Source organism: Streptomyces sp. NBC_00461, from assembly GCF_036013935.1.
Lineage (GTDB): Bacteria > Actinomycetota > Actinomycetes > Streptomycetales > Streptomycetaceae > Streptomyces.
The window spans coordinates 4,341,074-4,353,741 of the sequence record NZ_CP107902.1 but is presented as its reverse complement, the minus strand read 5'-3'; the positions used below and the strand labels follow the sequence as shown (position 1 = coordinate 4,353,741).

The window sequence follows — 12,668 nt, the reverse complement described above, 5'->3', positions numbered from 1 at the left end:
GTCATCGCGCCGCGTCCCGCGGGCCGGCCGGGCGCGGGGAGCCGGGGGTGGCGCTCGGTTGCGACGTCGGCGGGTCCCCGTCGACTCCGGCGAGCTCCGCCGCGCTGAGATCGGCTCCGCCCAGGTCCGCGTCGGTCAGGTCCGCCTTCCGCAGGTCCGCCTTGTGCAGCGAGGCGTTGCGAAGATCCGCGCTCACCAGGACCGCGGCTCTCAACCGGGCGGAGTCGAGGCGGGCGTTGGACAGGTCCGCGCCGGTCAGCACGGTGGCGTTGAGGACGGCGCCGTGAAGGTCGGCGCCGGACAGTACCGAGCCCTCCAGGTTGCTGTGGGAGAGGACCGCGCCGGCGAGGTTCGCCCCGCCCAGGTTGGCCCGCCTGAGGTCGATGTCGTCCAGCCGGACGCCTCTGAGATCGATGGCGCGGCCGCGGTCGTGGGCCGGGTCGCGCTGGCCGAGCACGGAGAGCGCCGCCTGGATGTCGGGCGCCTTGTCCGGCGTGACCGGTTTCTTGGAGGCATGGTCGTGGATGTACTCGGACAGGGCGGAGATCACCGCGGGCTGGAGCCGCGGATAGTCCTCCATCACGCCCTGCAGTGAAAAGACGGCGCCTCGGCGGATGTTCGCGGAGCCGTCGTCCAGCCGCTCGATGGCCCTGTCGAACCGGTCCGCGCTCTGTCCCTGCTGGGAGATGGTCAGTTCCTGGGACACCTGCCACACGGACACCCAGGTGAAGACCAGTGCGGCGACCGCCGCCAGCCCCGGGAGCATCGCCGCGACGAGACCCGCCCGCTGCCACGGATCCCCCGCTCCGGCGGCCGTCGGCAGGGCGGCACGGGCGCCGTTGCGCTCCGGCGCCCTCCGGCGCTGTCCCGGCCGACGCGCTCCCACCGGAACTCCGGCCCGCTGCCCGGCGGATGGGCCCGCTCCAGCCCGGCGCTCCGCGATTCTCCGAAGCTGTCTGCTGCGTGCCCCCGCGCGCGGTATGCCCCTGGTCATGCCTGCTATTTGAACGGAACGCGGTCGGCGGGACGCGGATGTACCTGCTGGGTTCACAGGACCCCCACGCACGTGGGGGTCCTGTCGTGGCAACGGTCAGGCGGTTTTGTCCGTGTCCCGGAACGGCAGGTGGTTCACGATCAGGACGAACCCGGTGAACACGATGACGCGGGTTGCCGCCTCCAGCCCGTTCCACGTCTTCGACTGCCACATGGAGAACCACTCCCCGCCGATCGCGATGAACCCGGCGCCGAAGAGCAGCAGGAGCATCAGCAGGCCGTAGGTGGAGACGGTGCGGGCGCGGGTGTGGTCGCGGCGGGACCAGAGCCAGGTGCCGTAGGCGAGGACGAGGGCGGCCAGGGTCTCCCAGACGATGATGAGGACGTAAGCAGCGTTCTGCAGGCCCTTGTTGGTGATGGCTCTCCACATCAGGTCGTCGTCCTTGAACGTGGTGTCCATGGCCAGAACGTGTTGTACGAACGCCTGGTTGGTACCGAAGTCCGTGATGTTGCCGAAGGCCACGAGGGCTATGTAGAGGGCGACGCTCGCGGTGAGGAGTGCGGCGGTCAGCGAGAGGGCCCGGGTATGGGGGGATGTGTTGGTGGACATGACAGCCATCTTCTCGTGACGACCGGTCCGGCTACGCCTGTTGAGCCAGATTGCAGGGCGGCCCGGGCCACTCAGTCGAGGGCGAACGGGTCCCTGGACGGCGACTGCCTCTGGTCGAAGAAGAGCCCGTCCGGCGGCTCCATGACCTGCACGGGCGCAGGCGTGCGGTGGCCGCCCACGCACTGCGCGAACGGCCCCGTGACCGGGTCCGTCAGGGCAGCCCAGTGCGGGTCCGCGTGGTGGAGCCACCAGTTCGACATGCCCAGAGAGGGATCGAAGCGCAGCATCTCCCAGGCCCGCCACAGGGAGTCCAGCCGGGACAGCGCCTGAGCGTGCCGGTACCACTCCGTGCACCAGACCCGTCCGGACGCCGGCGCGGGCGGGGTCAGCAGATAGACCAGCCGGTCGACGACGAACTCGTTGACGTTGCCGTAGAACAGCTCTCCCGAGCGGGCGGCCTCCTGCTCGTCGCGTCGGATGTCGTCGAGCGACTCGTCCTGACCCTCGTCGCGGGGTGACGTCATGGCGTCATGCTCCTTTTCGCAGTTGTGCTTCGACGGCCTCGTCGTGGCGGCCGACCCGGTCCAGAACGGTGGCGAGCACGCGGAGACTCCACGTCAGGTCGGCCTGGGCCTGGTCCGGGTCCTGATCCACCAGGCCGCGACAGATGCGGACGGCCCGCCGCGCCGGCTCCACGGCACGGACGGCCCGGCGCCAGTCCTGCCTGCCGCACAGGCTCAACGCCCGGGCCAGTCGTTGCAGCAGGAACGCGATCCGGACCGGCGGGAGACCGGGGCTATCGGTCAGCGCCCGGCAGGCCTCCTCCGCCTGAAGGGCGGTCTGCCAGGCGGCGGCGTCGTGTCCCGTCATGGCCTGCCCCTCGGCCAGCCGCAACAGGGCGAGGTAGAGAGCCTGCTCCTGGCCGGCCGGGTCCGTGCCGAAAAGCCCGCGCCGAAGGCGCACCTCGTGCTCCGCGATGCGGACGGCCTCGTGGAAGCGGCTCGTCGACATCAGTGCACGGCCCAACTGCGCGCAGGTGTCGGCCAGGTGGACCTCGTGTCCCGGGTCCTGGGCCGAGAGCTCCACCCGCAGCTCGTACGCCTCCCGCAGCACGGGAACCGCGCGGGCGGCGGTCACTCCCCAGGCGGCCGCCGCATAGCTGCTGCCGAGGTCGTGCAGGCAGAAGGCCAGCCCCTGACGTCCCCGTTCGTCCTCGCGGGACAGGCGGCGGTAGTGCGGCAGCGCCTGGCGCAGCAGGATGCGTACCGCGACCTGCCGGTCGTGCCTGCGGTACAGGTCGGAGCTGTCGTGGAGGGTGTGGGCGTACCCCTGTGCGTAGAGGCTGGGGGCGTACGCACTGAGGCGGCGCCGGATGTCGAGGGCCTGATTCAGGGCGGCCAGCGCCTCCGTCGGGCGGTCGAGCGCGTCGTAGGCGAGACCGAGTGAGAGAGCCGTTCCGGAGCGGTCCTTCAAGTTGCTTGCGCTGAGCGGCCGTGGGGCCGCTGCGTAGATGTCGAGAGCCTCTTCGAAACGCTCCACCGCCGCTCGGTGGTCCCCCGCGTCCGTATGGAAGTAGGCGAGCGCGCTCACCGACTGGGCCAGGGCCGGCACCGCGGTCCCGTACGGATCGCGCGCCAGGTCCCGGCGATGGCTGATGGCCTCCGCGATGGATTCCTGTGCCGCCGCGAGGTCCTCGGCCTCGCTCTGCTCCCAGGCGAGGTTGTGCAGCATCTGCGCCAGTGTGGAGCGGTGGACGGCGGGAAGATCCCGGGCCAGCGGGCGCAGCAGTCCGATCGCCTCCTGTACGAGCGCCATCGGCTCGCCGCGTGGCCGCGAGGCGATGCTGGAGTCGACCGCCAGGCCCATCAGAGCACGCGCGAGGTCGGCGGTGTAGGCGTCCGGGTTCTCCCCCGCCAGCCGCCGAGCGGTCTCGGCGGCCTCCTCGCTCAGCGCCAACGCCTCCGCATGCCGCTGGAAACGCCACAGACTCGTGCCCCGTGCCACCAGAGCGTCGGGGAGCAGGAGCGGATCCAGATCGGGGTGGCGGTCCGCCAGCTCGCGGGCCCGCCGGACGGCCTCGTCGGTGTGGTCGTCGGACCTGGCGATCTGGTCGAAGGAGATCGCGTTCGGATCGAGCTGCCAGACCACCCGCGACTGGTTGACGAGTGCCCGCACCAGGCCGTGCTCGCGTTTCTCCCCCTCCTCGCCGTCCTCCGCCGCCAATGCGCGGAAGAGGGCGAGGGCCTGGTCCCCGGCCTGGTGCGCCTCCATCAGGCGCCCGGTCATGCTCAGGGCACGCGAGAGCACCAGCAGCGAGTCGGCCCACTCCGTGCGGTGCGTCGTCGCCCCGTCGTCCGCCGTCCGTGCGCGCATCGCCGCCGCGGCGCCGGCCGCCTCCCGCGCGTCCTCCCAGTCACCGACCGCCAGGTGCCGCTCGGCCAGGTTGTGCAGAGCCCACGCGCGCTCCCCGAGCGCCCGCGGATCGTCTCCCGTGGCGTGGCACAGACGGCTCAGTTCGCGGGCGACGTCGAGCGCGTACTCGCGCAGTACGTGGGACTGTTCCGGCAGGGTGTCGGAGTGCGCGCGCAGCATCGCGGCGGTCAGCGGCACGTCGGCGGGCACGGAGCGCAGCGCCTCGCGCAGCCGGTCGATGACGATGCGCGCCTTGTCCGGGCGGCCCTCGTTGACGTGGGCCACGGCGGACCGGGCCAGCACGGTGAGGGTCTGCACCCGCTGGTGGTCCGGGGCGTGGGCGAACAGCCTCCCGAGCAGTCCCGCGTCCTGGATGACCTGGTCGGAGGCGTGGTACTCCGCGAGCCGGTCCGGCTCCAACTGGCCCCAGTAACGGTCCTCGGACGGCGGGTACACCTCGCGCAGCCAGGCGGCGATGTTCGCCCTCAGCGACGGCGGTTCGTCGGGCAGCAGTCGTGCGAGGGTCTCGCGGGCCTCCCGCTCGTCCTGCACGGGACACAGCACGGCCGCCGCCACGGCGACGTCGAGCAGGCTCTTCTCTCTTCGCCCCATGCCCCACCCGTCCGCGCTCTCCAGCCAGTACTTCAGCTCGTGGCCCAGGAGTTCGGCCTCCAGCGGCTCCCCGTCCTGCGGGGTGATCCGCACCCGGCTCAGCAGGGCGGCCAGTGCCGCCATCTGCGCGGTCAGCGCCGTCTCGGTCCTTGTGCTCCCTTGGGGGCGGGCCGCGGGGAGGGCGTCCGCGACGCCGGGCCAGTCGACGCCCGTCTCGCCCGTCACCTCCGCCAGGCGTCGGGAGAGGTCGCGGGCCGCCGTCCGGAACGAGTGTGCCCGGTCGGCGGCGGCGGGACTGAGCGCGTGCAGCCTGATCTCGCGCAGGGCGCCGGTCGCCCTGATCTGCCAGGAGCCGAGCGAACGGGCGAGCAGCAGCAGGCGCACCGTGTGCCCGGCCCGCTCGGTCTGCTCCCGCAGCTCCCTGACCAGCTCGGGCCGGGTCTCGGCGTAGTCGACGACCAGCAGCTGCGGGCGCTGGACGGTGCGCAGCACCCGCAGGTCGAGGGGCTCGCGGACCACCTGGCCGGCCACCCAGCCGCGTTCCCGCATCCGCGCCGTCAGCTGCCTGGCCAGCCGGGTCTTGCCCTGCCCGCCCGGGCCGGTGAGCACCCGGACGGAGGGAAGACCGTCCCGATCTGTCACACACCACTGCACCAGCTCGGTGAGCGTGTCCTCCCGGCCGTGGAACGACACGACCTCGGCGTCGGCCCGCAGCAGCATGGTGGGGGAGGTCACCTCCCGTTTGGGCGGCGTCGGCTCCAACAGGCCGGTGAGCTCGGCCGGTTCGGGCGTCGGGTCGACGGAGGTCGCCTCGCGGACCACCGCGCGGAACTCGGCTGAGGCCAGCAGGTCCTCGCTGCGGGTGAACGCCAGCCGGGTGCCATGGCTGGGCCGGAGGTCGTCCCGCACCACGCCGAGCAGCAGTTCCTCCCCGTACGGGAAGACTGCCGCGCCCGAAATCCCGGACCAGGAGGTGGTTTTCGCGGCCCTTCCGTAGTCGAGTCCCTTGGTGTCGACCGCCAGCGTGCCGGCGTCGTCGAGGATCTCGAAGGGGTTCGTGCCGCCATGCGGCCTGACCCAGCCGGTGGGCGCCTCCCAGCCCCGGCTGATCAGCGTCTCCCCGTCCCGGACCGTGCTGGTCCGCTGTTGCCGGGGGAATCCCGCGAGGGAGACCCGCAGTTGGGTGCCGCCCGTCACGAACCGCCCCCAGCGCTGCGGGCGCCGGCCGCGGGGACCGCGCAGCGGCTCGGGCGTCGGCCAGTCCAGGTCGGCCGGGATCTCCAGCAGGGCGGCGTCCACGGTGTCGTCATGCCTTCGCCACCGCACGACCGCAGGGACGGAATCGTCCGACTCGGGAAGAACGATCTCCGCCCGCCCGTGGAGCGGCGGCGTCACATGCGCGGCGGTCAGGACGAGCCGCGGCGCGATCAGATAGCCCGTGCCGAAACCCGCGCCGCGGACCTTGACGACCTGCTTCAGCTGCATCGGGCCGCCCCCTGAGTCACCCGGCTCACTCGACGTCGCTCACGGCCACGGGCCCGCTGCCGCCCTGCTCCGGGGTCAGCCGGAGGGTCACGCGTTGGGTGGACCGCGCCGAGCGTTCCCGGCGGGCGTCGGCCTCCACGACGCCGAACCGCAGCGCGCCGCCGCCGTTCTTCGCCCTCACCAGCTCGATCTCGAACTCCGCCGTGATCTCGCCCAGCACGAAGCGCAGCGGGGAGCCCTGACCCCGGCGTTGCGCCTCCGACAGCTGGTTTCGCAGTACCTCGATGGCGTCAGCCAGGTCCAGCCAGTCCTCGTCGTGCCCACCCCGTGGCATGCTCACCCTCCGTCACCCCGTCATCGCACGCATACATCTGCATCGTAGAGATTCCGGGTCGGCGATGGGTTGTCGGCGACCAAAGGCAGTGAACATCTCTGCGAGACTTACACGGGACCGGCTACGGGGGTGGGACCGATGAGGCCGACGCGGCCGTCGATGCAGGAGCTGATCCGGCAGCGCAGGCGGGCCGGATTCGTGGGACGGAGCGACGAACGGGCCGCGTTCCGGGCCAACTTCGACCTCCCCCCTGAGGACGAGCGGCACCGTTTCCTCTTCCACGTGCACGGCAACGCGGGCGTCGGAAAGACCTTCCTGGTCAGGGAGTTGGAGCAGATCGCGCGGGAGCGCGGGGCGCTGACGGCATACGTCGACGAGAGCGCCGGGAGCGTACCGGAGGCGATGGCGGCGATCAGCCGGCAACTCTCCGGGCAGGGAGCCAGGTTCAAGGAACTCGACCGCCTGCTGGCCGCGCACCGCGAGCGGCGGCACGAGGCGGAGGCGGCCCTGGCGGCCCTGGACCCCGAGCCCGACGGGCCCTCCGCCGTGACCGCGACGGCGGTCCGCGTCGGCCTCGCCGGACTGGGGCTGCTGCCCGGCGCCGGCCCCTTCGTCGGTGCCGTCGACGCCGGTCAACTCGCCCAGGGCGCCGACCGGTTGCGGGCCGGGCTCAGCGCGCGCTTCCGCAATCAGGAGGACGTGCAGATCGTGCTGTCCCCCGAGCGCGTCCTGACCCCGGTGCTGCTGAACGAACTCGCGGAGGCGGCGGACACCGCACCGTGGCTCGTCCTGTTCCTCGACACGTACGAGCGCACCGGCCCGTTCCTCGACGGCTGGCTGCACGACCTGATGGCGACCGAGAGATACGGCACCCTGCCCGCCACCACCATGGTGGTGACGGCCGGGCAGCGCCCCTTCGGCACGGCCCGCTGGGGCGGCTTCGCGGACTTCATGACCGAGCTGCCGCTGGGGCCCTTCACGGAGGCGGAGGCGCGGGACCTGCTGGCCGGTGAGGGAGTCGTGGACGAGCCCGTGGTGGCGGAGGTGCTGCGGCTGACGGCCGGCCTCCCGGTGCTCGTGTCCACCCTCGCCCGGACCCGGCCCGTCGACCCCGGAGGTGTGGGGGACCCGAGCGCCGACGCGGTGGAACGGTTCCTGAAGTGGGAGCGCGATCCCGTACGGCGTTCGGTCGCGCTGGCCTGCGCACTGCCGCGGCGCCTTGACGCGGACGTGTTCCGGGCCGTCGTCGACTGCCCGGACGATCAACTCGACGCACTGTACGGATGGTTGAGAGGCCTGCCGTTCGTCGACGAGCGCGGAGCGCGAGCGCAGTACCACGACGTCGTACGGACGCCGATGCTTCGGTTGCAGCGCAGCCGGTCCCCGCGAGGGTGGACGGAGCGGCACGGGCGGCTCGCCGACACATTCGCGAGGTGGCGCCAGGAGGCCGAAGAGGGCCTGGAACCCGCCGAGTTCCGGCAGGAGGAGCGCTGGCGGGAGCTGCGCCTCGCCGAGTCGTACCACTTCCTGTGCGCGACGCCGCGGGCCGCACTGCCCACGGCCCTGGAGGACTTCGTCACCTCCTGCGACCACGGCGACGACACGGCCCGGCGCTGGGCGAGGCTGCTGACCGAGGCGGGCGAGGACACGGACGCGGATGCCGTACGGGCGTGGGGCCGCGACCTGTCCGAGGCCCTCGCGGAGGGCGGGATCGCCGAGGCGCTGCGCCTGCTGCTGAGCCGGGCCCGGACCGACGAGCCGTGGCGCGCCCGGGCCCACGCCGCGCGGGGTGAGGCCCTCTCGCGCGACGGCGACAACGAGCGCGCGCTCCAGGAGTACGACCACGCCCTCGACCTCGATCCCGGCCTGGTGCGGGCCCTGCGCGCCAAGGCCGTCACGCTGAGCCAGGTCCGTGGTGATCACCGTTCGGCGCTCGGCCTCTACGACCGGGTGGTCGCCCTGGAGCCGGACAACCCGTGGAACATCATCCTGCGCGGTGAGTTCCACCGCCTCCTGCGCCATTCCGAGGAAGCGCTCCGCGACCTGTCCGAGGGCATCCGGCTCGACCCCACCAGCGCGTTCGCCCGCGCCTCCCGCGGCGCGACCCGTGAGCGCCTGGGCCGGCTCGACGCGGCCCTCGCGGACTTCGACCGCGCCCTCGAACTCAAGCCGGACTACGCCTGGGCCCTCGGCCGCCGCGCCCGCGTCTGGCGCGGCCTCGGCGACCACACCCGCCAGCTCGCCGACCTCGACCACGCCCTCACCCTCTGGCCCGACTGGGGCTGGGGCCACTGCGAACGCGGCGACGCCCTGCGGGTGGCCGGCCGCGACACGGAGGCCCTCGCCGCCTACGACCAAGCGCTCGCCGTCGACCCCGACTACGCGTCGGCCCACGCCAGCCGCGGCGCCTCGCTGCTCAACCTGGGACGCCACGAGGAGGCGCTGGCCTCCCTGGACCGAGCCCTGGAACTCAACCCGGACTACCCCTGGGCGCGCGAGCAGCGCGAGGCGGTCCTCGAAGCCTCGTGAACGCGGTCAGTGCGTCCACGTCTGCCATGTCACCCGGTAAGGGTGAAAACTGATCACTCGGGACCACTCAGGTCACATCTCACATAGCAATCCGCCCCCTGAACGGACCGTTCCCGTTCGATTACAGTGCTGAGCTGTCATGCGTCGGGCGGTGCCGTCGGGGAGGTCTTGGTGAGTGCGACAGCCGGGGCCATATGGGGCCGTGCCGAGCAGCAGGACTTCCGCAGCCGGGTGCGGGGGGCCCTGCTCGGGTCCGCCCTCGGGGACGCCCTGGGAGCACCCGTCGACGGGCTGGATCTCGACGAGATCCGTGCGGCGTACGGCGCCGAGGGTGTCGTGGACCTCGCCCCCGCATACGGCAGACGCGGCGCCGTCACGCATCTCACGCAGCTCACCCTGTTCACCGTGGACGGGCTGATACGGGCCCAGGTGCGGCGGGACACGGGCGCCTGGCATCCGCCGACCGATCTGCACCGGGCGTATCTGCGCTGGGCGGCCACCCAGCGCGACTGGGGGCCCGACGAGCGCCGCAAGGACGACGGGTGGCTGGCGCGCGAGGAGTGGCTGTACGCCCGCCGGGACCCGGCCCGCTCACTGCTGCTCGGGTTCGGCGACGAGACCATGGGGACCCTGGACGCGCCCAAGAACCCGGGCGACGTCGGACCCGAGGCGACCGCACGCTCCGCGCCCTTCGGGCTGCTGGTCGGCTGGGAGCCGCAGCTGGTGGTCCAGCTGGCCGTCGAGTGCGCGGCGCAGACCCACGGGCATCCGATGGCCTACCTCTCGGCGGGGGCGTACGCCGTGATCGTGCACGGTCTGGCCCGTGGCGAGAGCCTCGACGGCGCCGTGCAGCGGGCGCTCGCGCTGCTGGCCGCGCGGCCGGGGCACCAGTCCGTCTCGGACGCGCTGCAGCACGCGCTGGGCGCGGTACGGCAGGGGATGCCGACACCGGCCCGGGTCGCCGAGCTGGCGGGGGACGGTACGGCGGAGGGGGTGCTGGCCGCCGCCGTGTACTGCGCGCTGGTCGCCGAGGACGTCCGGCTCGGGCTGTGCCTCGCCGTGAACCACGACGGCCCGTCCGGCGCGACGGGCGCCGTGACCGGCGGCCTCCTGGGCGCCCTGCACGGCGAGACCGCCGTCCCGCCGGCCTGGCTGGCCGAACTGGAGGGCCGCGCCACCCTCCTCGAACTGGCCGACGACTTCGCCATGGAGATGACCCAGGGCCCGGCCCTGCACGGGCCGGCCGGCTCCGCGCCGGGCTGGCTCGCCAGGTACCCGCGGGGCAGCTGACCGGCCGTCCTACGTACGCCCTGCCGTCCTTACGCCCTGCCGTCCTGCGCCGTGCGAGCCGCTTCCTCGGCCACCCGCTCCAGCCGGTCCCGGTACTCCTTCCACCACGCCGAATCGTCCGACGGCAGGCTTGAGTTGTCCCGGCGCATGCCCGCGGCCCCGTCCAGGTTCTCGCGGAGGATGTCGGCATGTCCGGCGTGCCGGTGGGTGTCGGCGATGACCCGTACCAGGGCGTGGTGCAGCGTGATCTCGTTGCTGTCCGGCCACCAGGGCACCGTGCCGACCGTGTCCAGGGGCAGCGCTTCGACGGTCGCGTCCGAGTGGGCCCATGCGCTGCGGTAGCCGTCGGCGATGTGCTCCCGCGATTCCTCGGCGGTGGCCCACATGTCGTTGTTGGGATCGGGGTTGTCGGCGGACCAGGGCTGCGGTCTGCCGGAGGGACGCCCGAACGTGTCGCCCAGGTAGCCCAGTTCGACGAAGGTCACATGCTTGACCAGGCCCAGGAGGTTGGTGCCGGTCGGCGTCAGCGGGCGCCGGGCGTCGTACTCCGAGAGTCCTTCGAGTTTCCACAGGAGCGCGTCACGGGCGTCCTGCAGATAGCGCAGGAGGTCGGCCTTGGGATCGGATGCGGTCATACGGCCAGTCTGCCGCTCGGGCGATCTTCGGGCACGGCAATTCCCCGGCCCCTCCACGGAGGGACCGGGGAAACGGATTGCCGTGTCGCGTCGGTGGTCAGTCCTTCACCGTTGTGCGGCCCACCGCGTCCTCCACGCCGCCCGCCGGGGCCGGTACGGCGACCGCCGCGCTGTCGTCGTCCGTGTTGATGCGGTCGATGACAGCGAGGCGGTCCGGGGTGTCCTCCGGCTTCAGATAGCCGATCAGGACGTACAGGACCAGGGAGACGGCCAACGGGACCGAGACCTGGTATTCGAGCGGGACGCCGCCGTCGACGCTCCAGTTGATCGGGTAGTTGACCAGCCAGAAGGCCAGCAGACCCATCGACCAGCTGGTGAGCGCCGCCGTCGGGCCGGAGCGGCGGAACCCGCGCAGCAGGCCCAGCATCATCGGGATCGCGATCGGGCCCATCAGGCCCGCGACCCACTTGATGACGACGGTGATGATGTCCTTGAAGGCGGGGGAGTTGACCTGGGTCGCCACCGCCATGGACAGGCCGAGGAAGACCACGGTCGTCACACGGGCCGCGATCAGGGCGGTGCGACTGCCCCACTCCCGGGCCCGCCGGGACAGCACCGGCGCCGCGTCCCGGGTGAACACCGCCGCGATCGCGTTGGCGTCGGAGGAGCACATGGCCATGGTGTGCGAGAAGAAGCCGACGATGACCAGGCCCAACAGGCCGTGCGGCAGCAGCTGTTCGGTCATCAGGCCGTACGAGTCGGAACCGTCGGGCTTCGCGGCGTGCACCAGCAGCGGCGACATCCACATCGGGAAGAAGAGGACCACCGGCCAGACCAGCCACAGCGCCGCCGACAGCCGCGCGGAGCGCTCGGCCTCGCGGGCGCTGCCCGTCGCCATGTAGCGCTGGGCCTGGTTGAGCATGCCGCCGTTGTACTCGAAGAGCTTGATGAAGAGGAAGGCCAGGAGGAAGACGGTTCCGTACGGTCCGACCAGGGCCTTGCCGTGGCCGTGCAGGGCCGGCTCGTCCCAGGCGTCGAGGAATCCGATGCCCTTGTCGTTCAGTTTCAGTACGACGGCGACGAACATCGAGACGCCCGCCAGCAACTGGATGACGAACTGGCCCAGTTCGGTCAGCGCGTCCGCCCACAGGCCGCCGATGGTGCAGTAGACGGCGGTGATCGCGCCGGTGATGAGGATGCCCTGGTTGAGCGTGACGCCGGTGAAGACGGACAGCAGGGTCGCGATCGCCGCCCACTTCGCGGCCACGTCCACGATCTTCAGCAACATGCCGGACCAGACCAGCGCCTGCTGGGTCTTGAGGTCGTAACGGTTCTTCAAGTACTCCAGGGGCGAGGCCACATGGAGCCTGGAGCGCAGTCGGTTGATGCGCGGCGCGAACAGTTTCGAGCCGATGGCGATGCCCAGCGCGATCGGGAAGGACCAGGTGACGAAGGACGTCACGCCGTAGGTGTAGGCGATGCCCGCGTAGCCCGTGAACATCACCGCGCTGTAGCCCGACATGTGGTGCGAGATGCCGGACAGCCACCACGGCATCTTCCCGCCGGCCGTGAAGAAGTCGCTGACGTTGTCCACGCGCTTGTGCGACCAGACGCCGATCGCCACCATCACGCCGAAGTAGCCGATGAGGACGGCCCAGTCGAGACTGTTCATGTGCCCCCTTCCAGGGTCCGCCTTGTGAACTCCGCTCAGTTGGCTGGCACTTCGCTTGAGCGGGGTGGAGGCGAGGGAAGCCGGGAGAGGCCGCGA

The 12,668-nt window shown here is 72.0% G+C and carries 9 protein-coding genes; 2 read left to right on the top strand and 7 right to left on the bottom strand.

Annotated elements, in window-relative coordinates:
• Position 1: 1 nt before the first annotated feature.
• From OG870_RS20285 to OG870_RS20265, 5 genes are all read right to left on the bottom strand, one after another.
• The gene (locus OG870_RS20285) at positions 2 to 886 is read right to left on the bottom strand and encodes a pentapeptide repeat-containing protein (RefSeq protein ID WP_266583716.1); all 885 of its coding nucleotides are present in this window, start codon (positions 884 to 886) and stop codon (positions 2 to 4) included.
• 204 nt (positions 887 to 1,090) lie between these two features.
• A complete protein-coding gene (locus OG870_RS20280) occupies positions 1,091 to 1,603 on the bottom strand; it encodes a DUF2165 domain-containing protein (RefSeq protein WP_266516327.1) in 513 nt (170 codons plus the stop codon).
• A gap of 71 nt (positions 1,604 to 1,674) precedes the next feature.
• Positions 1,675 to 2,127, bottom strand: coding sequence for a DUF4913 domain-containing protein (locus OG870_RS20275; protein ID WP_266516325.1), 453 nt, complete (start codon positions 2,125 to 2,127; stop codon positions 1,675 to 1,677).
• A gap of 4 nt (positions 2,128 to 2,131) precedes the next feature.
• Positions 2,132 to 6,112, bottom strand: coding sequence for a tetratricopeptide repeat-containing serine protease family protein (locus OG870_RS20270; protein WP_266583718.1), 3,981 nt, complete (start codon positions 6,110 to 6,112; stop codon positions 2,132 to 2,134).
• 25 nt (positions 6,113 to 6,137) lie between these two features.
• Positions 6,138 to 6,446: a trypco2 family protein gene (locus OG870_RS20265; RefSeq protein ID WP_266516319.1), complete on the bottom strand. Its 309-nt coding sequence runs from the start codon at positions 6,444 to 6,446 to the stop codon at positions 6,138 to 6,140.
• Between the two features lie 138 nt (positions 6,447 to 6,584).
• On the opposite strand from OG870_RS20265, the gene OG870_RS20260 reads away from it, so the two are divergent.
• Together OG870_RS20260 and OG870_RS20255 are read left to right on the top strand one after the other, a co-directional pair.
• A complete protein-coding gene (locus OG870_RS20260; protein ID WP_266583720.1) occupies positions 6,585 to 8,975 on the top strand; it encodes a tetratricopeptide repeat protein in 2,391 nt (796 codons plus the stop codon).
• A 171-nt stretch (positions 8,976 to 9,146) separates the two neighbouring features.
• Positions 9,147 to 10,265 (top strand): ADP-ribosylglycohydrolase family protein, encoded by a 1,119-nt coding sequence (locus OG870_RS20255; RefSeq protein WP_266583722.1) that lies wholly within the window; start codon positions 9,147 to 9,149, stop codon positions 10,263 to 10,265.
• Positions 10,266 to 10,294: 29 nt separating this feature from the next.
• Here the strand turns inward: OG870_RS20255 and OG870_RS20250 are convergent, their stop codons facing one another.
• A complete protein-coding gene (locus tag OG870_RS20250) occupies positions 10,295 to 10,900 on the bottom strand; it encodes a DinB family protein (protein ID WP_266583724.1) in 606 nt (201 codons plus the stop codon).
• A 97-nt stretch (positions 10,901 to 10,997) separates the two neighbouring features.
• Entirely contained in the window at positions 10,998 to 12,572 is a 1,575-nt protein-coding gene (locus tag OG870_RS20245) for a sodium:solute symporter family protein (RefSeq protein ID WP_266516308.1), read from the bottom strand.
• Positions 12,573 to 12,668 lie beyond the last annotated feature (96 nt).

What these genes read in the sequence shown, in the direction of transcription:
- OG870_RS20245 (WP_266516308.1), bottom strand. Translation starts at nt 12,572, where the DNA reads ATGAACAGTCTCGACTGGGCCGTCCTCATCGGCTACTTCGGCGTGATG.
- OG870_RS20280 (WP_266516327.1), bottom strand. Translation starts at nt 1,603, where the DNA reads ATGTCCACCAACACATCCCCCCATACCCGGGCCCTCTCGCTGACCGCC.
- OG870_RS20265 (WP_266516319.1), bottom strand. Translation starts at nt 6,446, where the DNA reads ATGCCACGGGGTGGGCACGACGAGGACTGGCTGGACCTGGCTGACGCC.
- OG870_RS20250 (WP_266583724.1), bottom strand. Translation starts at nt 10,900, where the DNA reads ATGACCGCATCCGATCCCAAGGCCGACCTCCTGCGCTATCTGCAGGAC.
- OG870_RS20260 (WP_266583720.1), top strand. Translation starts at nt 6,585, where the DNA reads ATGAGGCCGACGCGGCCGTCGATGCAGGAGCTGATCCGGCAGCGCAGG.
- OG870_RS20275 (WP_266516325.1), bottom strand. Translation starts at nt 2,127, where the DNA reads ATGACGTCACCCCGCGACGAGGGTCAGGACGAGTCGCTCGACGACATC.
- OG870_RS20270 (WP_266583718.1), bottom strand. Translation starts at nt 6,112, where the DNA reads ATGCAGCTGAAGCAGGTCGTCAAGGTCCGCGGCGCGGGTTTCGGCACG.